Here is a 22944-nt window from a genome sequence, read left to right on the forward strand (position 1 = left end):
CCTGTCGTTCGGATCAGGCCCCGGCCGCTACTTAGTGCACTTCGGCAGGGCGGCGGTGTCGCCGCTGCGGATGTCGTCGAGGGCGGCGAGGGCGTCGTCGATCGTGTCGACCTTGACCAGCCGGAGCCCCGAGGGGGTGTCGCTCGCGGCGGCCTTGCAGTTGTCGGCCGGCGTCAGGAAGAACTGGGCGCCCTGGCTGCGCGCGCCGACGGTCTTCATCTCGATGCCGCCGATCGGGCCGACCTTGCCGTCGTCGTCGATGGTCCCGGTGCCGGCGACGAACTTTCCGCCGGTGAGACTGCCCGGGGTGAGCTTGTCGTAGATGCCCAGCGCGAACATCAGGCCGGCGCTGGGGCCGCCGACGTCGGCGAGCTTGATGTCGACGGTGAAGGGGAAGGTGTGGTCGGTCCCGGCCGAGATCCCGACGATGGCGCGCTTCTCTCCGCTGTCGTCGGAGGCCGCGGTGGTGATCGAGACCTTCTGCGTGGTCGTCGCCGTCCTGCGCGCCTTCTCGGCGGCCGCCTGCTCCTTGGCCGGGACGATCGTGAAGACGACGTTCTCGCCGGCCTTGTGCTTGGTCACCAGCTTCGCGACGTCACCCGGCTCCTTCACCGCGGTGCCGTCCACGGCCTTGATCACGTCTCCGGCGTGCAGCCTGCCCTCCGCCGGGGAACCCTTCACCACGGTCGAGACGATCACCCAGGACGTCACCGGGACCTTCAGCTCCTTCAGGGCGGCGACCTTGGCGCTCTCCTGGGACTGGCTGAACTCCTCGGCGTTCTCCTGGGTGGACTGCTCCTCGGTCTTGCCGTCCGGGTACAGCGTGTCGTGCGGGACGACCTTGTTGTCGTGCGCGAGCCACCCGTAGACGGCCTCGACGAGGTTCATCCGGTAGTCGGCGCTGGTCACCCGCACGGTGGTCATGTTCAGGTGGCCGCTGGTCGCATAGGTCTTGCGCCCGGAGATCTGCAGCACCGGCTCGCCGTCGTGATCGCCCAGCGTGTTCACCGTGGGTCCCGGGGACATCTCCGAGTACGGCACGGGGATGAGCACTCCCGCGCACAGAAGCGCGATGAGGATCAAGGTGGAGGCGAGCATCGTCGCGGTGCGGCGTGGCATGACTCGACAGTACGGGACGCCTCTGTCAGCGCACGGTCAGGGCTGCCACCCGGGTCACGCGCGGGAGTGCGGCTTCTCCATGGCGGCCCGGAAGCGGGCATATCCGTCCAGCTCGGGGCCGTCACCGCGGGCCTTGCGGGTCCGGTTGGCCCAACTCCCCCACAGCCCCGCGCCGATCGCGGCGACAAGCGGAATCAGCAACCAGGCGAGCGCCGCCATGCCGACCTCCCAACCCCAGTGAGCGACCACAACTGACTGATCAGCAGATTAACCATCCGCAGTGACAACGCTCACGGCAGGGGTCCGGTTACGCAACCGGACGGGTGGCCGGCGGATCAGCAGGCCCCGACCCACTCCTCGGTGCCGTCGGAGAACTTCTGGTGCTTCCAGATGGGCACGTCGTGCTTCAGGTCGTCGATCAGCTTCCGGCACGCCTCGAAGGCCTCTCCGCGGTGCGGACAGGACACCGCGACGACGACCGCCAGGTCGCCCACGGCCAGCTCCCCCACCCGGTGGACGGCCGCCAGGGCCCGCACCGGGTACTCGGCGGCGACCTTCTCCGCGATCCGCCGCATCTCCGCCTCGGCGCTCGGGTGGCAGGAGTATCCGAGCGCGTCGACGTCGGCGCCGCCGTCATGGTTGCGCACGGTGCCCACGAAGAGCGCCGTGCCGCCGGCCGCGTCGTCCCCGACCGCCTTGAAGACCTCGTCCAGGGAGAGCGGAGTGTCGCGAACGGCGATCAGCTTGATGGGGTCCTGCGCCGCCCGCTCGCCGGGATGCTCGTCGATGGCTGCCATACCCCCATCGTGCCGCACCCCGGGGAACAGGCGAAATGACGTGATCACCCGGTACGCACGCGTGGCTCGTCGGAGGGACCTCCAAGTCGGCCCGTCCGGGTCCCTGAAGAGAGGCGCAGGGGCGCCGCCCCCGGGGAAGGACCACGGGCACCGCCCCCGGGCGAAGGGGCGGCGGGCGGAGGAGCAGGCCGCACGCCGCCCGCGCTCAGCGCCGCCGGGCCTTGCGGGCCCGCCGCACCACGGCCGCCGCGCCCAGCAGTGCGACCGTCGCCCCGGCCGCCCCCGCAGCCGTGGCGTCCTTGCGCCCGAGCCGCCGTCCGACGACGGTGTGCCGGCCGGCCACCTCCGCCAGCAGCTCCGCCAGGACCTCCTCGTTGGTCCAGCCCGGCCGCCACCCCGCGTCGTGCAGCCGGCTTCCGCTCACCACCCAGGGGTACATCGTGTACGCCAGGTCGCCCGCCGGGGACGGCGTCAGCCCGATCCGGTGCAGCCGCGCGGCAGCGCCCAGGGCGACCGCCGACGGCAGCTCCATGCGCCGGATCCCGCTGAGCTCCTCGACCTCCTCCTGCTCCAGCCACCCGTCGCACCCGACGGCGAGCTCCCCGTCGACCTTCTCCAGGACGGCGTACTCCAGGGCGCTCACCAGGTCCTCGACGTGGCAGAACTGCCAGGCCGGCCGTGACCCGGCGACGACCAGCAGCCGCGGCGACTCGAAGTACCGGGTCAGCGCCGTGTCCGTGCCGCCGACCAGGGTCGCGGGCCGCACCACGGTGACGTTCAGACCGGGATGCGCCCGGGGCGCGCGGCGCGCGAGCCGTTCGATCTCCAGGAGGTCCCCGACGCCGGTCGCCTCCGCCGTCGCCCGCAGCTCCGCGTCCTCCGAGAGCGGCAGCTCGTTGTCCTCCAGCGCTCCGTAGACCATCGCGGAGGTGCACAGCACGACGCGGCGCACCCCGGCCGCCGCGGCGGCCGTCAGGACGGTCTGCGTTCCGCGCACGTTGTAGGCCGTCCGGGCGGCGGCGTCACTCCCCAGGTCGAGGTCGAGCGCGAGGTGGACCACGACGTCCGCGCCGCGCAGCTTGTCGGCGATCGCCGGATCACGGACGTCGAGGATGTGCCATTGCGCCGCGTCGCACTCGCCTCGCCGCTCGTCGATGGCGACGACCTGCTTGACCTCCTCCGACGCGGCGAGCCGCTCCGTGAGCAGCGCGCCCACCCCGGTCGCCGCGCCGGTCACGGCGACGACGGGCCCGCGGGCGCCGGCCCGGGGCGAAGGGTTTCGCGCTGCGCGAACCTGCGGATCTGGGGAACTCACCAGGTGTCTCCAGCGGTTGTCTTGGCATACGGGCGCGAGTGACGCGTACGTACCAGGTGGCATCCATCCTGCCGCAGGGCAGGAGTCGGCGAAGCACCGAGGCCCGATCGAGCCGGGGTGTCTACGCTGGGTGGTGTTGCAGGGCAGTCGCCGCCGGCCGAAATCCGGTGGCCTTACCAGCCGAGGAACCCCGTGAGTGACACCCCATTCGGATTCGGCCTTCCGCCGGAGGAGCCGGAGGACGGCGACGAGGGCAAGAAGGACCCGCAGAGCGGCGGTGGTCAGGGACCGGCCAACCCGTTCGGTTTCGGCGGCCTGCCCGGCGCCGGCGGCTTCGGCGCGCCCGGCGCGGACAATCCGCTCGCCGCGATGTTCGGTTCGCTGAACCCCAACGACCTGGGGGCCGCGTTCCAGCAGCTCGGCCAGATGCTCTCCTACGAGGGCGGCCCGGTGAACTGGGACATGGCCAAGCAGATCGCCCGCCAGACGGTCGCCCAGGGCACCTCCGACGGCGTCAAGGACTCCAGCGTCGGTCCGTCCGAGCGCACCGCCGTCCAGGAGGCCGTCCGCCTCGCCGACCTGTGGCTCGACGACGCCACGTCGCTGCCGTCCGGCGCCGCCTCCGCCGTGGCGTGGTCCCGCGCGGAGTGGGTCGAGGCGACCCTGCCCGCCTGGAAGGAGCTCGTCGACCCGGTCGCCGAGCGCGTCGGCGCGGCCATGGGCGACGTCCTGCCGGAGGAGATGCAGGCCATGGCCGGCCCGCTGATCGGCATGATGCGCTCCATGGGCGGCGCGATGTTCGGCTCGCAGATCGGCCAGGCCGTGGGCGTGCTCGCGGGCGAGGTCGTCGGCTCGACCGACATCGGTCTGCCTCTCGGTCCGGCCGGGCGCGCCGCGCTGCTGCCGGTGAACATCGAGGCCTTCGGCAAGGACCTGGGCGTCGGCAAGGACGAGGTGCGGCTCTACCTCGCACTGCGCGAGGCCGCCCACCAGCGCCTCTTCGCCCATGTGCCGTGGCTGCGCTCGCACCTGTTCGGCGCGGTCGAGGGGTACGCACGGGGTATCAAGGTCGACACCGCCAAGCTGGAGGACGTGGTCGGGCAGTTCGACCCGCAGAATCCCGAGCAGCTGCAGGACGCCCTCCAGCAGGGCATGTTCCAGCCGGAGGACACCCCGGCGCAGAAGGCCGCCCTGGCCCGTCTGGAGACGGCTCTGGCGCTCGTCGAGGGCTGGGTGGACGCCGTGGTGCACGCGGCCGCGAAGCCGCGCCTGTCGTCCGCCGACGCGCTGCGTGAGACCCTGCGCCGCCGCCGTGCCACGGGCGGTCCTGCCGAGCAGACGTTCGCGACGCTGATCGGTCTGGAGCTGCGCCCTCGCCGTCTGCGCGACGCCTCCCGCCTGTGGGCCTCGCTGACGGACGCGCGCGGGGTCGACGGCCGGGACGCCCTGTGGGCCCACCCGGACATGCTGCCCACGGCCTCCGACCTGGACGACCCGGACGGCTTCGTGCACCGCGAGCAGATGGACTTCTCCGAGCTCGACAAGATGCTCGGCGAGGCGGCGAGCGGCGGCGGCCTCGGCGACGGGCCGAGCCTGAGGAAGGACGACGACACGGACGGCGGGAACGACTCCAGGGGCGACGACACCAAGTGAGCCTGCACGACGACGCGGTCCTCGTCCTGAAGGGGTACGAGCGCCAGGAAGAGCTGTGCCAGACGTACCTGGACCATCTGGCGGCCCGTCCCGACGGTGTGTGGAAGGCGTGCGCGGACGGGCACATCACGGCGAGTGCGCTGGTGATCGACCCGGAGCGCGGTCGGGTGCTGCTCACGCTGCACAAGAAGCTGCGGATGTGGCTGCAGACCGGCGGTCACTGCGAGCCCGGCGACGCGACGCTGGCGGGCGCCGCGCTGCGGGAGGGGACGGAGGAGTCGGGCATGCCGGGGCTGAGCCTGCTGCCCGGCGGTCCGGTGCGCCTGGACCGGCATCTCACGCCCTGCGCCTGGCACTACGACGTCCAGTACGCGGCGCTCGCCCCGGCCGGGGCCGTGGAGGCCATCAGCGACGAGTCCCTCGACCTGCGCTGGTTCGCCTACGACGAGGTGGGGAGCGTGGCCGACGCGTCGGTCGTGCGCCTGCTGGAGGCGGCCCGCGCGCGACTGTGAGCGGGAACGGGTAAGGGGCGAACCACCAGGTGGTCGCCCCTTACGTCTGCCGTTCGGACGGTCAGCTCCAGACGTTGCCCTGGTTCTGTCCCCGCGCCCCCTGCTGGCCCATGCCGTACTGCGCGGCGAGGCCCGACCCGACCTGGGCGTTCTGCGGCGGCAGCAGCTCGCTGGGCTGTACCAGCGCGTAGCCGGCGCCCATGAAGCTGAGCTCCCAGCCCTCGCCGGTGTTGCCACGCCGGCGCCACACGCCGGAGGAGTGCGTCTGCGCCTGCATCTGCACCCGCAGTCCGGTGGACCAGGCCACGATGGCGTCGGCGTCGCAGTTGACGTACTTGTCGGGGGTGACCTGCATCATCAGCGGCGCGCCCGAGGTCATCAGGGCGACCTTGCCACGGCCGGTGATGTTGAGCTGGTACTTCCCCGAGCCGGAGATGCCGTAGAGGCTGTCGACGGCGATGACCTCATGGTGCAGCGAGGAGTCCATGGCCAGCACATAGCTGCTGTCCACGGTCAGCCCGTCCTGCTCCACGTCCATCACGTGGATGTGCTGGGCGAGGTTGGCGAGGTACACCGTCCCCTGGCCGTGACAGCGCATCAGGCTCAGGCCCTCGCCCGTGTGGGCCCGGGCGCGGCCCTGCTGGTTGCTCTGGTACTCGGCGTCGAACTCCATCAGGCCCTGGTAGGCGACCATCGTGCCCTTGCGGGCGAGGATGTCGTCGTGGCCCTCCAGGGTGACCCGGAGCATCTGCTTGTTCTGCAGACTCCAGCGGTCCTGGGTCTGCGAGTCGTTGTGCGCGAAAAGTGAGCTCTGCATGATGTTCCCGGTCCCCCTCAGCCCCGTACCCGGAGGCGGTCGGTGCTGTCCTCACTGGGCTGGACGACGACGATGCCCTGGCCGGAGAAGGCCATCTGATAGGCCTCGCCGCTGCCCCGACCGATGAGCGACTGCGCCTTGAAGCTGCGCTTGCCCTTCACCTTGAGGTTCGGGGACCAGGCGACGAGCGCGTCGGGGTCGACGTACGTCTCGTCCTCGCCGCCGCCGCAGTCGACGACGATCGGCTTGCCCCGGGAGGTCAGCGCGACCCAGCCCTGCCCGGAGATCTTGGTGTTCCACAGCCCCTGACCGGCGAACTTCGCGAGCCCCTTGACGCGCTCGACGCCCCAGGTCAGGTGCGCGTCGAAGGCGAGCAGGTTGGTGGCGTTGACGGAGATGCCGTCGCCGTTGAGGTTGATGACGACGACGTTCGCCCCGTAGTCGGCGAGATAGAGCAGACCGTCGCCGGTGCACTTCATCAGGGGCGCGCCCTCGCCGGTCATCCAGTCGCGGGCGATCTGGCGGACGGCTGGCGGGTTGGGCTCGTACTGGACGAAACCCTCGTAGGCGACCATCGAGCCCACGCGCGCGAAGAGGTCGTTACCGGTCTGCATGGCGACCTTCAGCATGTGGTTGCCGTGGTTCTCCATGCGGGCGGTGACGGGTGCGGGCGCGTAGCCCGCGAGCGGCTGGTTCATGACGGGCTCCCTCAGACCTCGTACGGCTGGACGACGATGAAGTTGCCGGGAGCGCCCCGGAACTGGAGGTTGACGCTCTCTCCGGTGTCGCCCGGGTAGGCGTTGCGGCGCATCCGCACCTGGCTGGAGACGACCACCTGGGATGCCGCCGACCAGGCGACGACGGCGTTGCAGTCGGCGAACGTGGTGGGCGTGACCGGCAGGACCACGGGGGTGCCGTGCGTCTTCACGACGATCGTCCCGGTGCCCTGGAACTGCATGGTGAACAGCGCGCCGCCGGGGATGCCGTGCCCCTCGATGCGACGGACCTCGTACTGGAGGCTCTCGTCGAAGGCGAGGACGTTCTCGGCGGAGACGCAGATCGCGTCGCCCTGGAGCTCGATGGGGTGCACATGGGTGGAGTTCTCGGCGAGGAACACCTGCCCCTGGCCGGTGCAGCGCATCAGCTGCATCTCCTGGCCGGTGGCGTTGCCGACGATCCGGCCGGCGAACCCGGCGCCCTTGTAGCTGAAGTCGACCTTGCCCTGGTAGAGGACCATGCTGCCCTGGCGGGCGAGGACGGGCTGGCCGCCGATGCCGAGGTCGACCCGGATCATCTTCCTGTTCTGCTGCGTCCAGCGCTGCCCCGTGGGCGTCTCCTTGAACTGCTGGAGCGCCGACGCCACACCGGCGCCGCCCTGGGGCACGCCCTGGGGCACGCCGTAGGCCTGCTGGCCCGGGACCTGCCCGAAGGGGGGCTGCTGACCGTAGCCGGGCGGCGGGGTCGGCTGTCCGTAGCCGGGCGGGGCCTGGGGGGCGTGCGGGGCGGGGGGCTGCTGCCCGTAGCCGGGAGGCATGGGCGCGGCTGGCGCGGGGCCCTGGCCGTACGGCTGCGGCTGGGGCGGCTGGCCGTAGGGAGCCGGGGCGGGGGCGGGCGGCGGGACGTGGCCGCCGGGCGGGACCAGCGGCGCGACGATGGTCGGCGCTGCGTGAACCGGAGGCGCGGGAGCCGGGGCCGGCGGCGGGGTCGCGCCGGGCGGGGGCGCGAAGCCCTGCGGGGCGGGCTGCGGCTGCTGAGGAGCGGGCGCCGGCGCGGGGGGCGCCCCGAAGGCGGGCGGGGCGAAGCTCGGAGCGGCGCCGCCGGCCTGCGGCTGCTGCGGCGCGGCGGGCGCCTCCTCAGCGACCTCGCCGCCGAAGTTCTTCAGCAGCGCGTCCAGGCCGCCGTCGAAGCCCTGGCCGACGGCCGCGAACCGCCATACGTCCTTGAGGTAGAAGTCGCCCAGCATCACGGCCCGCTCACTGGTGAACTCGGAGCCGTTGAACGCGTAGCGGGCCACCTCCTCACCGCCCGCGACGATGCGCAGGTAGCCGGGGTTGATCTGGGACATCTGCCCGGCGCCGTCCAACGTCGCCGTGAAGGACAGCTTCTGGATCTGCGGCGGGATCCGGTCGAGGGTGATGCGGAAGGACTCCGTGTCGCCCGCCTGGGCGCCCAGGAGCTGGATGGACTCCTCGGGGGACTTGGGCTGGTTGAAGAAGACGAAGTACCGGTCGTCCGAGAGACGCTCGTCGGCGTCGAGACCGAAGCAGCTGATGTCGAAGGTCAGGCCGGGGGCGGTGATCTGCACGCCTACGTACAGATCGGTACCCGCCGTGAGGTCACTGATCCTGGCCTTGTGGCCGCGTTGGAATTCCCTGGGCATGCGTAACGACCGTCCCCCATCCCGATTGCGAGTGCGTCGCGTCAGGCTAACGGCAAAGTCCGACAACGCACGATGTCGGTACAGACCCGGTACACAAGCGACGTCGCCGTACGCCCGCGCGGTTCACCCCACGCGCGCCGCAGGTCACTCCCCGTTCGGGTCCGGCGAGTGGGGAAGGCGTTCGGCCGCGACGACGCCCTCGAGGTAGCCCCGGGCGCGCTCGGTGCGCGGGTAGGCCTCCAGCAGCCGCCAGAAGTCGGGGCCGTGGCCCGGCACGAGCAGATGCGCGAGTTCGTGGGCGAGGACGTAGTCGATGACGTACTCGGGCATGCCCTTCAGACGGTGCGACAGCCGGATGCTGCCCTCGGCGGGGGTGCACGAGCCCCAGCGGGTGTTCTGGTTGGTCACCCAGCGCACCGAGGCGGGCCGGGCCCGGCCGTCGAAGCACTGGGCCGACAGGCGCTCGGCGCGTTCGGCGAGTTCGGCGTCGCCGGGCACGCGCCGGCTTTCCTGCGCGGCGAGCTTGTCGAGCATGACGCTCACCCAGCGTTGCTCCTCGGCCTCGGACATCCGGGCAGGGATGAGCACGATGGTGCGATCGCCCTCGCGGTACGCGGAGACCGTCCGACGTCGCCGGGCGCTTCTGCGGACCTCGATCGCGCTCGCCCCCGAGCCGCTCGGCGGCGGGCTCGTCGTGCTGCGCTGTGGTGGTCCGGCGCGGTGCAGGGGGTCGGCGGGCACGCCCCGACGTTACCCGTTGCACATGGGTGAAGTCCCGACTCCGGGTCGGGTGGGTTCCGATCCCACCTGCCGCTTTTGCCTCGTACGACGCATTTATACGACGAATTCCCGTGCCTGTGGACAACTTTCGGCGGGCTCGGACGGGGCCCGGCATGCTGGCAGTCGTCGGCGGAGCGAGGACACCCCACGCCCCGCTCCGCCGACATGACGGGGAGTTTCCAGGCATACGGGGGCCTTCGATGCATCCGACGGTGAAACCCGCGCTGCGGCGCGGCTGGCGCGACCTCAACACGGTGCAGTTCGGCATGACGCCGGCGCACGCACTGACACTCGGCCCGGTGGACACGGCCACGGGCAGCTTCCTCGACCTGCTGGACGGCACCCGCGGGCTCCCCCTGCTGCGGGAGGAGGGCCGCCGGATGGATCTGCCCGACGGCCATGTCGACCGGCTGGTGGAGCGGCTGGCCCGGGCGGGACTGCTCGACGACGCCCACGGCGGCGGGCCGGAGGCCTCCGCTCTGCGGGAGAGGAAGGAGGTCATGGACCGGCTGCGTCCCGATCTCGCCGCGCTGTCCCTCGTCACCTCGCAGCCGGGAGACGCTGTCGAGCGCCTGGCCGCCCGACGCGGGATGCGCGTGCAGGTGCGCGGCGCGGGCCGCGTGGGCACAGCGCTGGCGGCGCTGCTGTCGGGCGCGGGAGTCGGCGAGGTGGACGTGCGTGACGGCGGAAAGGTGGAGCCGGGGGACGTCACGCCGGGCGGCCTGCCCGCCGAGGCGGTCGGCGAGCGCCGGGACGAGGCGGCCGGCCGCGTCGTGCGCCGGGCCGCCCCCGGCCGCCCGCGCCGAAGGAGCAGGAGTTCACCCGCCGAGGACACCCCGGGCTTCTCACTGGTGGTCCTCGCCCCGCGGGACGACGTGTCCGTGCACGCGCCCGCCCCTTCCGCGGCGGAACCCCTGATCGCCTCGGGCACCCCGCATCTGTACGCCGGCGTCGTCGAGGGCACGGGCGTCGTGGGCCCGCTCGTCCTGCCGGGAGAGACGGGCTGCGCGGGCTGTCTGCACCAGGAGCGCGCCGACCGGGACCCGGCCTGGCCGCGGCTGGTCGCCCAGTGGCACTCCGGCCACCGGCGCACGGCGCGCGCCTGTGACCTGACGCTGGCCACGACCGTGGCCGGGCTGGCCGCCGCCCACGCCCTCACCTTCCTCGACGGCCGCGATCCGTCGAGCGTGGGCGCCCGGTGGGAGGTCTCCGTACCCGCGCTCCAGTGGCACACACGGCCGGTGCTGCCACACTGTGCCTGCCCGTGCGGGGCCGCGGAGAAAGGTAAGCGGGAACACACCTCCGAGGAGGGGGGTCCGCACGCGACAATGGGAGAGCAACGGCATTCGACGGAGTTACGCGGTACGACGGACACCGCGCGGCTGGCTGGGACCTGGAGGGCGCATGTCTGATCTTCCCCGGAAGGCGGTCACCCGGACCGCCAAGCTCGCCGCGCTCCCGCTCGGTTTCGCCGGGCGGGCCACCTGGGGTCTGGGCAAGCGGATCGTGGGCGAGTCCGCGGAGATCGTCGGCCGCGAGCTGCAACAGCGCACCGCGGAGCAGCTCTTCAAGGTGCTGGGCGAGCTGAAGGGCGGTGCGATGAAGTTCGGACAGGCCCTGTCCGTCTTCGAGTCGGCCCTGCCCGAGGAGGTGGCCGGCCCGTACCGCGCGGCCCTCACCAAGCTCCAGGACGCGGCGCCGCCGATGCCGACCCGCACCGTGCACGCCGTGCTCACGAAGCACCTCGGCGAGGACTGGGCCGGGCTCTTCCTGGAGTTCGACGACAAGCCCGCCGCGGCCGCCTCGATCGGTCAGGTGCACCGAGGGGTCTGGCACGACGGCCGGGAGGTCGCGGTCAAGGTCCAGTACCCCGGGGCCGGCGAGGCCCTGCTGTCCGACCTGAACCAACTCAGCCGCTTCGCCCGTCTGTTGGGCCCGCTCATCCCGGGCATGGACGTGAAGCCGCTGATCGCCGAGTTGCGCGACCGGGTCTCGGAGGAACTGGACTACGGCCTGGAGGCGCAGGCCCAGCAGGCCCACGCGGAGGAGTTCGCCGGGGACCCCGACGTGGTGGTGCCGGCGGTGGTCCACCAGTGCGATCAGATCCTGGTCACCGAGTGGATCGACGGCGTTCCCCTCTCCGAGGTGATCTCCGAGGGCACCCAGGAGCAGCGCGACCGCGCCGGCCAGCTGCTGTCCCGCTTCCTCTTCTCCGGCCCGGCGCGCACCGGCCTGCTGCACGCCGACCCGCACCCCGGCAACTTCCGTCTCCTGCCCGGCGGGCCAGAGGGCGAGGACGACTGGCGGCTGGGCGTGCTGGACTTCGGCACGGTGGACCGGCTCGCGGGCGGCCTGCCGGACCCGATCGGCGAGTCCCTGCGCATGACCCTGGACGGCGATGCGGAGGCGGTCTACGAACTCCTCCGCGCGGAGGGCTTCGTCAAGGACTCCATCGAGCTCGATCCCGACGCGGTCCTCGATTACCTCCTGCCGATCATCGAACCGGCCCGCGCGGAGGAGTTCACCTTCACCCGCGGCTGGATGCGCAGCCAGGCGGCCCGGATAGCCGACCCGCGCTCTCCCGCCCATCAGCTGGGCAAACAGCTCAACCTGCCGCCGGCGTACCTGCTGATCCACCGGGTGACGCTCAGTACGATCGGCGTGCTGTGCCAGCTCGGCGCGACGGTACGGCTACGGGACGAACTGGAGGACTGGCTGCCCGGGTTCCTCCCGGAGGACGAGCTGGAGGCCTCGGAAACCCCGGACTCCCTGGAAGCGGAGGACCCTCTGGAGGAGGACGCGGTCGCGGAGGCGTGAGCCGCGGGTGCGGGCGCGGCTCCGACCCTGGCGTGAGATACCTCACCACCAGTCCGAGTCGAGCCGTCCTTCGATCGCCCGGAGGTTCTCCCGGGCGCAGGCCTCGCAGAAATGACGGCGCACGCCGTGCTCCACGGAACACGTCCAGGTGAGCGGCGGCGGCTCCGCGGACCGGATCCCACAGCGGCCGCACACCACGGACCGGGACTCCGCCGGTGAACCGTCTCGGTCGCCGTCTCCTGGAGGACTCGCCATGCCCAGGACGATAACGCCGCGGCGCCGGATCGGCCGCACAGCGCACAGCGGGGGCCGGCCCGTTCGGACGGACCGACCCCCGCGGGGAGAGCTTCGCCTCCTACTCGGGAGGCCACCGCTTCAGGTGTGTGCGGTTACTGCATCACGGCCATGGCGAGCGCCCGGCGGGCGCGCAGCGACGCGCGCTCGGCCCGACGCTGCATCCGGCGAGCGGTCACCAGGCGCACGGCCTGACGTTCCCGCTCGACCTCGTGCAGGCGGTCGTGCATATGCGCACGAGCCAGGGCTTCTGGGATGAGTTGCATCTCGCGTGTCCTGTTCTGACGCGAGTCGTACGCGCCGGTGGAGTTGGTGAGGTCTTCGGTCGCGGAGCCTGCGGGCTCGCTGGTGAACGGCTTCATCGGGGCCTGCTTCTTGGGGTCTTGCGTGAGGGGACGGTCGATTGTTCCTGCGGTGTTCATGCCGTGACCGGGTTCTTGCGCGGGCGACCACGCGGCCGCTTGCGGGCGACGACGACACCCTGCACGAACAGCTCGCCACCCCAGACGCCCCAGGGCTCGCGCCGCTCCTTCGCGCCGGCGAGGCAGGCCTCCACCAGCGGGCAGGTACGGCAGAGGGACTTGGCGTACTCCACGTCCGCCGGGGTCTCGGCGAAGAAGACCTCCGGGTCGTAGGAACGGCAGGGGACGGGCACGCCGAGGTTCTCGATGGCGTCGTCGAGCGCGGTGAGCGCCGTGAGCGGGGTCAAGGTGGAGTCCTCCGTGAGGCCGGGCGGGGGGATCGTTTCGGAAGGCGGTACGGACGGGGCGTGCGCTTCGAGTTGCACGGTTCGTCTTCCTCGTCTGGTCGGTCCGGTCCTGTGGGACCGGTTGTCGGCTGGGTACCGGGTTCTTTTCTTGTCCCGAGGCCCCTTCACTCCGTCCTCCCCGTTCGGGGAAAACAGAAGGGCCGCGGATCCCGGGTGGGGTTCCGCGGCCCTGAAGGCGCCGGCCTGATCGACGATCAGGCTGGATCACTCCAGGGTTCTGGCCCACGGAAGGCCCACATCAGGTGGTGCTGCGTCGTCTGCTTGCGGAATCCGGCACCGGTCGCCGCGAAGGCATAGGCATGGGCCTGTGCCTCTACTGCTTCCAGTGCCTTGGTCGGTCGCTCATTGCGCTCGCGGCCGAGAAGACTCACGGGCGAAACAGAGGAGGACGCCGGCCGGTCGGCACGAATGCCGGACAGACCGGTGCCCAGGACCGAGGCGCCGAGCATGCACGTGGAGACGACCGAGCGATCGGTCAGTTTGGCAGTGGAGCTGCGGTTGATGATGATCACTGGAATCGCCTCCTCTCGGCGTCTCGGGGGACCAGGGTGAGCCGGTCCGACGGATATGCAAGTACAGCACGGAATCAGGGCCTTCGAGAAGGCCGCCGTTCCGGTGTCTAAGAACCTATGGGGATTGCCGGGGCATGCGCAAACTATTTTTCCGACGAGTTCGGATCAATCTTCGGCCGACCCTGCCTCACTCCCCTCCGTCACCCTCCACCACGTCCTGGCCTGCGCAGATGGCCAGGACATCGGTTCCGTAACGGTGCAGCTTGCGCACACCGACCCCGGGGATCCGGGCCAGTTCGCCCTCCTCGTCGGGGACCGCCTCGGCGATCGCCATCAGCGTCTTGTCGGTGAAGACGCAGAACGCCGGCTGGCCGGCGCGCTTCGCCTGGACCGCCCGCCAGTCCCGCAGCCGCTCGTACAGGCCCTCGTCCATGTCGGAGGGGCAGTCCTCGCAGCGCATCAGCTTCATCTCGCCGGCGTCGGTCAGGGTGCGCCCGCAGACCCGGCAGCGGGCCGGGGTCCGCTGGGTCCGGCGCGGCGCCTGGCCGGCGCCCGCGGCGACGCCGGGGAACCCCCGCTCGATGCCTCCGGCGCCTCCGCCGCCCCCACGGCCCACGGCGACGCCCGAGCCGGGACGGAGGCCGTCGAGGAAACGGCTCGGACGGCGGCTCGGGCGGCCGCCCGGTGAGCGGGAGAGCGCCCACGAGAGGTGCAGCCGCGCGCGGGCCCGGGTGACACCGACGTAGAGGAGCCGTCGCTCCTCCTCGATCTGCTCGTCGGTCCTGGCGTAGGTGATCGGCATCATGCCCTCCGCCACACCGACCAGGAAGACGACGTCCCACTCCAGGCCCTTGGCGGAGTGCAGGGAGGCCAGGGTGACGCCCTGGACGGTCGGGGCGTGCTGGGCGCTCGCCCGCTCGTCGAGTTCGGCGACCAGGTCGGCGAGGGTCGCCCCGGGCCGGGCCGCGGCGAAGTCCTGCGCCAGGTTCACCAGGGCCGCCAGCGACTCCCAGCGCTCTCTGACGGCCCCGGAGCCGGCCGGCGGCTGTGAGGTCCAGCCTTCGCCGGAGAGGACGGCACGCACCTGCGAAGGCAGGTCGACGGCGTCCTCGAGGAGCGTGTCGTTGCCGCCGAACCGGGCCGCACCGCGCAGGGCGACACCGGCCTTGCGCACCTCGGGCCGGTCGAAGAAGCGCTCGGCCCCGCGCAGCTGATACGGGATGCCGAGATCGGCGAGAGCCTGCTCGTAGGTCTCCGACTGGGCGTTGGTGCGGAACAGGACGGCGATCTCCGCGGCCGGGACCCCGGCGTCGAGGAGCTCGCGGATACGGCGGGCCGCGCCCTCGGCCTCGGCGGGCTCGTCGGCGTACTCGGCGTAGCCCGGCTCGGGTCCGGGGGACCGCTGGGAGATCAGCTCCAGACGGTGGTCGGCGGCGCGGCCCCGGGCCTGGGCGAGCAGACCGTTGGCGAGGTGGACGACCTGGGGGGTGGAGCGGTAGTCGCGGACCAGCTTGACGACGGTCGCGCCGGGGTGACGGGTGCGGAAGTCGAGCAGGTGGTCGGGGGTGGCGCCGGTGAAGGAGTAGATCGTCTGGCTGGCGTCCCCGACCACGCAGAGATCGTCCCGGTCGCCGAGCCACAGCTCCAGCAGACGCTGCTGCAGGGGGCTGACGTCCTGGTACTCGTCGACCACGAAGTGCTGGTACTGGGCGCGGACCTGCTCGGCGATGTCGTGCCGGTCCTGCAGCACCGCGACGGTCAGCAGCAGCACGTCCTCGAAGTCGATGACGGCGCGCTCGCGCTTGAGGTCCTCGTAGGCGGCGTAGAGCTGGGCGATCTCGGCGGGGTCCCGGGGGGACTCGCGGCCCGCTTTGACGGCGGCGAGGGCGTAGTCGGCGGGGACGGTCTGGGTGACCTTGGACCACTCGATCTCCGCGGTGACGTCCCTCAGCTCACCCCGGTCGAGCCGGACCCGGCAGGCGGCGGCCGCGTCGGCGACGAGCTGCACCTTGCGGTCGACGAGCCGGGGCAGGGAGCCACCGATCGCTTTCGGCCAGAAGTACTGCAGCTGCCGAAGGGCCGCGGAGTGGAAGGTGCGGGCCTGGACACCCTGCGCGCCGAGCTGGCGGAGCCGGCCGCGCATCTCGCCGGCGGCCCGGTTGGTGAAGGTGACGGCGAGCACGCTGGAGGGCTGCAGGATGCCGGCGCGCACCCCGTAGGCGATGCGGTGGGTGATGGCCCGGGTCTTGCCCGTGCCGGCTCCGGCCAGCACGCACACCGGACCGTGCAGGGCCGTCGCGACCTCGCGCTGCTCGGGGTCGAGCCCGTCGAGCACCGCGTCGGCCGAGTCCGGTGCCTGCGGGAACAGGGTGGAGTGCGTTGCTGCTGTCACACGGCCATGCTGCCAGGTCGGCGGAGACGGACGGGACGGTTGTCCACAGGCGGGCCCCCGCGGTCGTACTAATGGGGTGGACGTCACCACCGGGGAATGGCGGCCCCGTCAGCGGCGTTGCCCTGAGGACCGCCCGTCCCCCGACCGCCGAAGGAGCATGAGAGACATGCTGGGCACTGTGACGATGTACAGCACCACGTGGTGCGGCTACTGCCAGCGGCTGAAGAAGCAGCTGGAGCGCGAGGGCATCGCGTACACCGAGATCAACATCGAGCAGGACCCGGATTCCGCGGCGTTCGTGGAGAAGGCGAATGGCGGAAACCAGACGGTGCCGACCGTTCTGTTCCCCGACGGTTCGACGCTGACGAACCCCTCGCTGGCCCAGGTGAAGCAGAAGATCGGCGCGTAAGCGGTCCCTCACGTCGAAGGGGTGGCCGTCCCGGTGCGGGACGGCCACCCCTTCGACGTGCCGGGCGGGCCCGGGCGGTCGTGGTCGGGCGGTCGGGGTCAGACGAGGTTGCGCGTCGGCAGCGGCTTGCCGTACCAGAGCTCGATCAGGCGGGCCGCGATGGAGATCCCGTAGGGGGGCAGCACATCGCCGGACTCGAAGGCGGCGCCGAGCTCGTCACGGGAGAACCAGCGGGCCTCATGGATCTCGTCGCCGTCGACGTCGATGTCGGTGGACGTGGCACGGGCCATGAAGCCGAGCATGAGACTGGACGGGAAGGGCCAGGGCTGGCTGGCGACGTACTCGACCTGGCCGACCGTCACGCCGGCCTCCTCGAAGACCTCGCGGCGCACGGACTGCTCGATGGACTCGCCGGGCTCGACGAAACCGGCGAGGGTCGAGAAACGACCCTCGGGCCAGTGGACCTGGCGGCCCAGGAGGATGCGGTCCTCCTCGTCGGTGACGGCCATGATCACCGCCGGGTCGGTGCGCGGGTAGTGCTCGGCGCCGCAGGCGGGGCAGCGGCGGATGTGCCCGGCCGCGGCGATCACCGTGCGCTCACCGCAGCGGGAGCAGAAGCGGTGGGTGCGCTGCCAGTTCTCCAGACCCACGGCGTGCACCATCAGGCCCACGTCGCGCGGCGACAGCAGCAGACCCGCCTCGCGCAGACCGGCCGGGCGCGCGGACTGGTCGATCCGGCCGGGCAAGGTGTCCTTCTGGAGGGCGAAGTAGCTGACGCCGTCCTCGTCCGTCCCCAGGAAGTAGCGGTGGGCCTCGGTGAGGGGCGCCTCGAAGGACGGGGTCATGACGAGCTCGGTGTGGCCGTCGGACGTCTCGTCGATGAGGACCTGGCCTCCGGAGACGACGAAGCAGCGGGTCGTGGGGTGGCTCCACGCCGCGGCGAGCCAGGCCTCGTCGAGCCGGTGGTGGGCGGCCCGGTCCACGCCGCTCGGCGCGGTGAGCGAGATGGGTCGATCGGCGTTCTGGTCGGTCCAGGTGGTCACGGGTACTTCCAACTCCCCCGGTGGAACGGTTGTTTCTGCGGGCGGTTCAGCGGGACGTACGGAGGGGGGCGACCGGCCGTGGGGCGGCGTGCTGCGGGGCGGCTCCTTCAGTGTGCACCGCGCGCGTGTCCCCTCCGGGCCGGTCGGGGTCGTCAGGGCGCATGACGCCAGTGCGCGGCGAGGTCGCTCCAGAGGTACGCGGTGGTCTCGACGCCCTTGAGGAGGAGGTCCAGCTCGACCTTCTCGTTGGGCGCGTGCCAGCCGTCCGAGGGGACGGAGATGCCCAGGAAGAGCACGGGGGCGCCAAGGACCTCCTGCAGGTCGGCGGCCGGTCCCGAGCCTCCCTCACGGGTGAAGCGGACGGGCTTGTCGAAGGCCAGGCCCATGGCGCGGACCACGGACTGCAGGGCCGGGTGGTCCAGCGGGGTCAGGCAGGGGCGCGTGGCGGGGCTGAACGCGATCTCGTAGCGGATGCCGGCGGGAGCCTGCTCGGCGACCCAGGCGCGGACGGCCTTCTCGACATGGTCGGGGTCCTGGCCGGCGACGAGCCGGAAGGACAGCTTCACGAACGCCGAGGACGGGATGATCGTCTTGCTGCCGGGTCCCTGGTAGCCGCCGCCGATGCCGTTGACCTCGGCCGTGGGGCGGGCCCAGATCCGTTCCAGGGTGGTGTGCCCGGCCTCGCCGTGGGAGGCGTGCGACCGCGCGGTGCGCAGCCACTGGTCCTCGTCGAAGGGCAGTTCGGCGAAGAGCTGTCGCTCGCGATCGGTGAGCTCGACGACGCCGTCGTAGAAGCCGGGGACGGCCACGCGCGCGTGTTCGTCGTGCAGGGCGGTGACGAGGCGGGCGATCGCGGTCGCCGGGTTGGGCACCGCCCCGCCGAAGGAGCCGGAGTGGATGTCCTGGTCAGGGCCGAGGAACCGGATCTCGCATTCGGCGAGGCCGCGCATCCCGGTGCACACCGTGGGGGTGTCCTCGGACCACATGCCGGTGTCGGAGACGATCACGGCGTCCGCGGTGAGCCGCCCGGCCCGCTCCTCCACGAGGGCCCGGAAGTTCGGGGAGCCGGACTCCTCCTCGCCCTCGATCAGCAGCTTGAGGTTGACGGCCGGCGCGGTGCGGCCGGTGGCGGCGAGGTGGGCGAGGACACCGAGGGTGTGGAAGAAGACCTGCCCCTTGTCGTCGGCCGCCCCGCGCGCGTGGAGGCGGTTTCCGCGGACGACGGGCTCGAACGGGTCGGTGTCCCAGCCGTCCTCACGGGCTGCGGGCTGCACGTCGTGGTGGCCGTAGACCAGGACGGTGGGCGCCTGCGGGTCACCCGAGGGCCACTCCGCGAAGACGGCCGGCGCGCCCGGCGTCGGCCAGACCTCGGCGGTCGGGAAGCCGGTCTCCAGGAGCTTGGCCGCGAGCCAGTCCGCGCTGCGCCGTACGTCGGGGGCGTGGTCGGGCTGTGCCGACACCGACGGGATGCGCAGCCATTCGGCGAGGTCGTCGAGGAAGGCGGCGCGATGCCGCTCGACGTACGTGCGGACGGCGCTGACGGCACTGTCAACGGGATGGCTCATGGCCACGAGCCTATCGGCCCGCACCGGCGTCCTCGCCGGGCCCTGGTGCGGGGCCGACGCGTCCGGCCGGTCCGTCGCTGCCGTCTCCCGCGCCATCCTTCCCGGTCAACAGGCGCTCCAGGGCGGGCCGGTCGGGCAGCCCCTCGGGACGTACGACGTCGCCGGTGCGCACATACAGGAAGGCCGCTGTGACGGATTCCACGGGCACTCCCTGCTGCTCGGCCCAGGCGAGCCGGTAGAGGGCGAGCTGGAGGGGGTCCGCCGTACGGGCTCGGTGGGTCTTCCAGTCGACGATGTCGTACGTGGCCGAGTCGCCGTCGCCCTCCTTGTAGACGGCGTCGATGCGGCCCCGGACGACGCGGCCGGCGAGGGCGAGCTGGAAGGGGGCCTCGACGCGGTAGGGCGTGCGGTGGGCGTACTCGGTGCGTTCGAAGGCCTCCTTGAGGACTTCGAGGTCGTGTTCGTCGTCGATCTCGGCGTCGTGGCCGGGCAGTTCGTCGGGTTCCAGCAGGGGGAGCGTCAACTCCTCGAAGCGGGCCTCCACCCAGGCGTGGAACCGGGTGCCCCGACGTGCGGCCGGTTGCGGGGGGCGTGGCATGGGGCGCGCGAGTTCCTGCGCGAGACCGTCCGGGTCGGCGGCCAGGCGCAGGACCTGCGAGGCGGTCAGGGTCGTCGGCAGGGGCACGTCGGTGACGGTCCGGCGGGCGCGCAGGAGTTCCCCGGCGAGCGCGTCGAGGTCGCGGTCCCAGGAGGCGACGGTGCGGGCCTCCTCCGGGGTGAGGGAGGTGCGGGGCGGGCGGACCCTGGGCGCGTCCGGGGCCGTCCCCTGATGGGGGACCGAGGGGCGGACGGCGGGACGGACGGGGGTACCGGCCGGGCTCCGTCCGTGCCGGTCCGAGGGGTCGCCAGGGCGGCCCTCGGCCGGCGGGGCGTCGTGGGAGGCGTCACCCGAGGACCCGTCCTCGAGTGGGCCTCGGTCGAAGGGGTCCGTGTCGAAAGGATCCGTGTCGAAAGGGTCCGTGTCGAAGGGGTCGGCTCCGAAAGGGTCGTCCTCGTCGCGGGGCGGCTCGTCGTGGGGCGGCTCGTCGTCGTCCGGTGGGGGCGGCCAGTCGGGGTCGTCGTGGGCGTCCGGGTCGTGGACGGCACGGGGGCGGGCGTCCTCGTGCGCGGCGAGGTGTTCGAGGTCCTCCAGATGGGCGAGGACGGTCTCGGCGGCGGAGCGGCGGCGGGCCAGGGCCGCGTCGTCCAGCGGGAGCGGCCAGACCTGGTCGGCGCTCGCGCGGTGCAGGGCGGGGTTCTCCTCGTCCTCCTCCGGCGGGTCGGCCCAGACCTCGATCTCGCCGTGTCCGGCCGCGCAGTGGTCGTGCAGGGCCAGCAGGAAGTCGGACGGGCCGCGGGGCTTCTTCTGGGCGGGGCCCCACCAGTGGCCGGAGCCGAGGAGCAGGGACCGCGGGCGGGTGAAGGTGACGTAGCCGAGGCGGAGTTCCTCGGTGTGCTGGTGGTCCTTCATGGCTTCGTGGAAGGCCTTCATGCCCCGCGCGTCCCAGGAGGCGAGGTCGGGGAGGGTGTCGGCGTCGCCGCGCAGTGCGTGCGGCAGCACCTTGGCCTGCGCGGTCCACTTCTCGCGGCCCTGACCGCTGGGGAAGGTTCCGCCGACCAGGCCGGGGACGGCCACCACGTCCCACTCGAGGCCCTTGGACTTGTGCGCGGTGAGCACCTTGACGGTGTTCTCGCCGCCCGGGAGGGCGTTGTCGAGGCCCTTCTCGTACTGGGCGGCGGTGTGCAGGAAGCCGAGGAAGGCCAGGAGGCGCGCCTCGCTCTCGCCGGCGGCGAAGGAGGCGGCGATGTCGAGGAAGTTGGACAGCGTCTCCCTGCGGCGGGCGGCCAGGGCGTGCGGGGACGCCGAGAGTTCGACTTCGAGGCCGGTGACGGCGAGGACGCGGTGCAGGACGTCCATGAGGGGGTCGGCGAGGGAGCGGCGCAGGTCGCGCAGTTCGGCGGCGAGGCGCGCGAACCGCACGCGCGCGTCCGGCGAGAACGGCAGCCCGTCGTCGTCCCCGCCGTCGCCGCCGTACAGCGGCGTCTCGAGGAAGGTGTCGAGGGCGTCGGCGAGCGATATCACCTCGGAGGGGTCGACCCCCTCGACGGCCTCGGCGAGGCGTCGGTCCGGGTCGTCGTCGCCCCCGCGCGCGTGGCTGACGAGCCGCCGGGCCCGTCGGCCGAGGAGGGCGAGGTCGCGTGGTCCGATGCGCCAGCGGGGGCCGGTGAGCAGGCGGACCAGGGAGGCGTTGGCGCCGGGGTCCTGCAGGACCTCGCAGACGGCGACCAGGTCGGCCACCTCGGGCAGGTGCAGCAGACCGGACAGTCCGACGACCTCGACGGGGACGTCCCGGGCGACCAGCGCGCCCTGGATCTGCGCGAAGTCGGTGGCCGTCCGGCACAGGACGGCGATCTCACCGGGCGCCTTGCCGGTGCGCACCAGATGGGCGATGGAGTCGGCGAGCCAGTCCATCTCCTCGGCGTGGGTGGCCAGCAGGGCGCAGCGGACCACGCCGTCGCGTTCGGCTCCGGGAGCCGGGCGCAGGGCCTCCACGCCCGCGTGCATGGCGCGCAGCGGCTCGGCGAGGCCGTTGGCGAGGTCCAGGAGGCGGCCGCCGCTGCGGCGGTTCTCGCTGAGCGACTGGCGGCGCGCCCTGCTGCCGTCGGCGTGCGCGAAGTGCTCCGGGAAGTCGTCGAGGTTGGCGACGGAGGCGCCGCGCCAGCCGTAGATGGCCTGGCAGGGGTCGCCGACAGCGGTCACGGGGTGACCGGTGCCGGCGCCGAAGAGTCCGGCGAGGAGCACACGCTGGGCGACGGACGTGTCCTGGTACTCGTCGAGGAGGACGACGCGGAACTCCTCGCGCAGGAGCGGGCCCACCTCGGGCACCTGGGCGAGCCGGGCCGCCAGGGCGATCTGGTCGCCGAAGTCGAGCAGGTCGCGTTCGCGCTTGGCGGCGCGGTAGCGCAGCACCAGGTCGGCCAGTTCGCGTCGGGCGGCGGCCGCTTCGGGGACCTTGCGCAGGTCGGCGTTGGTGAGTCTGACGCCGTCGAGGGCGTGCAGCAGTTCCGCGTCCCGGGCGCGCAGGTCCTCGGGGCGCACGAGGTGTTCGGCGAGTTCGCCGTCGAGCGCGAGGAGGTCGCTGATCAGGTCGGCGAAGGAGCGGGTGAGCGACGGGTAGGGGCCCGGGGCCTCGCGCAGCACGCGCGCGGCGAGCTGGTAGCGGGTGGCGTCGGCGAGCAGGCGGGAGGTCGGTTCCAGGCCGATGCGCAGGCCGTGGTCGGCGAGGAGGCGGCCCGCGAACGCATGGTAGGTGGAGATGACCGGCTCGCCCGGCGGGTTGTCGGGGTCGATGACGTCGGGGTCGGTGACGCCGGCCCTGACCAGGGCCTTGCGGACGCGTTCGGCGAGTTCTCCGGCCGCCTTGTTGGTGAAGGTCAGGCCGAGGACCTGTTCGGGGGCGACCTGGCCGGTGCCGACCAGCCACACCACGCGTGCGGCCATCACCGTGGTCTTGCCCGACCCGGCTCCGGCCACGATCACCTGCGGGGCGGGCGGCGCGATGATGCAGGCCGTCTGCTCCGGGGTGAAGGGGATCCCGAGGAGCTCCTTGAGCTGCTCGGGATCGTTGATACGGGCGGGCATGGGGAGAGGCTAGCGGCGGGCACTGACAGGCGATGACAAATCACCCGCCCCGGGGAGATGCGTGCAGGTCAGCACGGGTGGTGCGGTC

General features: G+C 72.3%; 20 protein-coding genes. 5 read left to right on the forward strand and 15 right to left on the reverse strand.

The genetic code is table 11. The annotated features are described in order from the left end of the window. Window positions 1-27: 27 nt before the first annotated feature. The 4 genes from OHS82_RS15535 to OHS82_RS15550 form a co-directional block, all read right to left on the reverse strand. A complete protein-coding gene (locus OHS82_RS15535; protein ID WP_079041610.1) occupies window positions 28-1119 on the reverse strand; it encodes a YlbL family protein in 1092 nt (363 codons plus the stop codon). Between the two features lie 54 nt (window positions 1120-1173). Next, entirely contained in the window at window positions 1174-1368 is a 195-nt protein-coding gene (locus OHS82_RS15540; RefSeq protein ID WP_157876474.1) for a hypothetical protein, read from the reverse strand. Between the two features lie 86 nt (window positions 1369-1454). Further along, the gene (locus OHS82_RS15545) at window positions 1455-1916 is read right to left on the reverse strand and encodes a molybdenum cofactor biosynthesis protein MoaE (RefSeq protein WP_328434031.1); all 462 of its coding nucleotides are present in this window, start codon (window positions 1914-1916) and stop codon (window positions 1455-1457) included. Window positions 1917-2121: 205 nt separating this feature from the next. Beyond that, window positions 2122-3231, reverse strand: a complete 1110-nt coding sequence (locus OHS82_RS15550; RefSeq protein WP_057584299.1) for an SDR family oxidoreductase — start codon at window positions 3229-3231, stop codon at window positions 2122-2124. 192 nt (window positions 3232-3423) lie between these two features. Here OHS82_RS15550 and OHS82_RS15555 point away from each other — a divergent pair, with 192 nt between their 5' ends. After that, window positions 3424-4884 carry a zinc-dependent metalloprotease gene (locus OHS82_RS15555; protein WP_328434032.1) on the forward strand — a complete coding sequence of 487 codons (1461 nt, stop codon included), beginning with the start codon at window positions 3424-3426 and terminating at the stop codon, window positions 4882-4884. Then, the gene (locus OHS82_RS15560) at window positions 4881-5396 is read left to right on the forward strand and encodes an NUDIX hydrolase (RefSeq protein ID WP_328434033.1); all 516 of its coding nucleotides are present in this window, start codon (window positions 4881-4883) and stop codon (window positions 5394-5396) included. The genes OHS82_RS15555 and OHS82_RS15560 overlap by 4 nt, the downstream gene beginning before the upstream one ends. Before the next feature lie 61 nt (window positions 5397-5457). Here OHS82_RS15560 and OHS82_RS15565 read toward each other — a convergent pair whose 3' ends face one another. From OHS82_RS15565 to OHS82_RS15580, 4 genes are all read right to left on the reverse strand, one after another. Continuing rightward, complete coding sequence (locus OHS82_RS15565) at window positions 5458-6213, reverse strand: AIM24 family protein (RefSeq protein WP_328434034.1); 756 nt, start codon at window positions 6211-6213, stop codon at window positions 5458-5460. A gap of 17 nt (window positions 6214-6230) precedes the next feature. Then, window positions 6231-6911 (reverse strand): AIM24 family protein, encoded by a 681-nt coding sequence (locus OHS82_RS15570; protein WP_079659796.1) that lies wholly within the window; start codon window positions 6909-6911, stop codon window positions 6231-6233. Window positions 6912-6922: 11 nt separating this feature from the next. Then, window positions 6923-8593: a TerD family protein gene (locus OHS82_RS15575; RefSeq protein WP_328434035.1), complete on the reverse strand. Its 1671-nt coding sequence runs from the start codon at window positions 8591-8593 to the stop codon at window positions 6923-6925. A gap of 144 nt (window positions 8594-8737) precedes the next feature. Further along, the gene (locus OHS82_RS15580; protein ID WP_079041611.1) at window positions 8738-9334 is read right to left on the reverse strand and encodes a M48 metallopeptidase family protein; all 597 of its coding nucleotides are present in this window, start codon (window positions 9332-9334) and stop codon (window positions 8738-8740) included. A gap of 239 nt (window positions 9335-9573) precedes the next feature. Here OHS82_RS15580 and OHS82_RS15585 point away from each other — a divergent pair, with 239 nt between their 5' ends. Both OHS82_RS15585 and OHS82_RS15590 read left to right on the forward strand, forming a co-directional pair. Further along, window positions 9574-10785, forward strand: coding sequence for a TOMM precursor leader peptide-binding protein (locus OHS82_RS15585; protein WP_057584306.1), 1212 nt, complete (start codon window positions 9574-9576; stop codon window positions 10783-10785). Next, complete coding sequence (locus tag OHS82_RS15590) at window positions 10778-12190, forward strand: ABC1 kinase family protein (RefSeq protein WP_328434036.1); 1413 nt, start codon at window positions 10778-10780, stop codon at window positions 12188-12190. Before OHS82_RS15585 ends, OHS82_RS15590 begins: the two co-directional genes overlap by 8 nt. Window positions 12191-12579: 389 nt before the next feature. Here the strand turns inward: OHS82_RS15590 and OHS82_RS15600 are convergent, their stop codons facing one another. The 4 genes from OHS82_RS15600 to OHS82_RS15615 all read right to left on the reverse strand — a co-directional run bounded on the left by OHS82_RS15600 (window position 12580) and on the right by OHS82_RS15615 (window position 16157). After that, complete coding sequence (locus OHS82_RS15600) at window positions 12580-12906, reverse strand: hypothetical protein (protein WP_057584308.1); 327 nt, start codon at window positions 12904-12906, stop codon at window positions 12580-12582. Next, entirely contained in the window at window positions 12903-13271 is a 369-nt protein-coding gene (locus OHS82_RS15605) for a WhiB family transcriptional regulator (protein ID WP_057584309.1), read from the reverse strand. Before OHS82_RS15605 ends, OHS82_RS15600 begins: the two co-directional genes overlap by 4 nt. A 176-nt stretch (window positions 13272-13447) precedes the next feature. Then, window positions 13448-13765 carry a hypothetical protein gene (locus OHS82_RS15610; protein WP_079041612.1) on the reverse strand — a complete coding sequence of 106 codons (318 nt, stop codon included), beginning with the start codon at window positions 13763-13765 and terminating at the stop codon, window positions 13448-13450. 187 nt (window positions 13766-13952) lie between these two features. After that, the gene (locus OHS82_RS15615) at window positions 13953-16157 is read right to left on the reverse strand and encodes an ATP-dependent DNA helicase UvrD2 (protein ID WP_328434037.1); all 2205 of its coding nucleotides are present in this window, start codon (window positions 16155-16157) and stop codon (window positions 13953-13955) included. A 166-nt stretch (window positions 16158-16323) separates the two neighbouring features. Between OHS82_RS15615 and OHS82_RS15620 the strand changes: the two genes are divergently transcribed. Then, the gene (locus OHS82_RS15620) at window positions 16324-16566 is read left to right on the forward strand and encodes a mycoredoxin (RefSeq protein WP_057584311.1); all 243 of its coding nucleotides are present in this window, start codon (window positions 16324-16326) and stop codon (window positions 16564-16566) included. A gap of 98 nt (window positions 16567-16664) precedes the next feature. Here the strand turns inward: OHS82_RS15620 and nudC are convergent, their stop codons facing one another. From nudC to OHS82_RS15635, 3 genes are all read right to left on the reverse strand, one after another. Next, window positions 16665-17609 (reverse strand): NAD(+) diphosphatase, encoded by a 945-nt coding sequence (gene nudC / locus OHS82_RS15625; RefSeq protein ID WP_057584312.1) that lies wholly within the window; start codon window positions 17607-17609, stop codon window positions 16665-16667. Window positions 17610-17761: 152 nt separating this feature from the next. After that, complete coding sequence (locus OHS82_RS15630; RefSeq protein WP_328434038.1) at window positions 17762-19174, reverse strand: dipeptidase; 1413 nt, start codon at window positions 19172-19174, stop codon at window positions 17762-17764. A 10-nt stretch (window positions 19175-19184) separates the two neighbouring features. Next, window positions 19185-22856: a UvrD-helicase domain-containing protein gene (locus OHS82_RS15635; protein ID WP_057584313.1), complete on the reverse strand. Its 3672-nt coding sequence runs from the start codon at window positions 22854-22856 to the stop codon at window positions 19185-19187. Between the last annotated feature and the right edge of the window lie 88 nt (window positions 22857-22944).

Origin of the sequence: Streptomyces sp. NBC_00425 (genome assembly GCF_036030735.1) — a bacterium.
Taxonomy (GTDB): domain Bacteria; phylum Actinomycetota; class Actinomycetes; order Streptomycetales; family Streptomycetaceae; genus Streptomyces.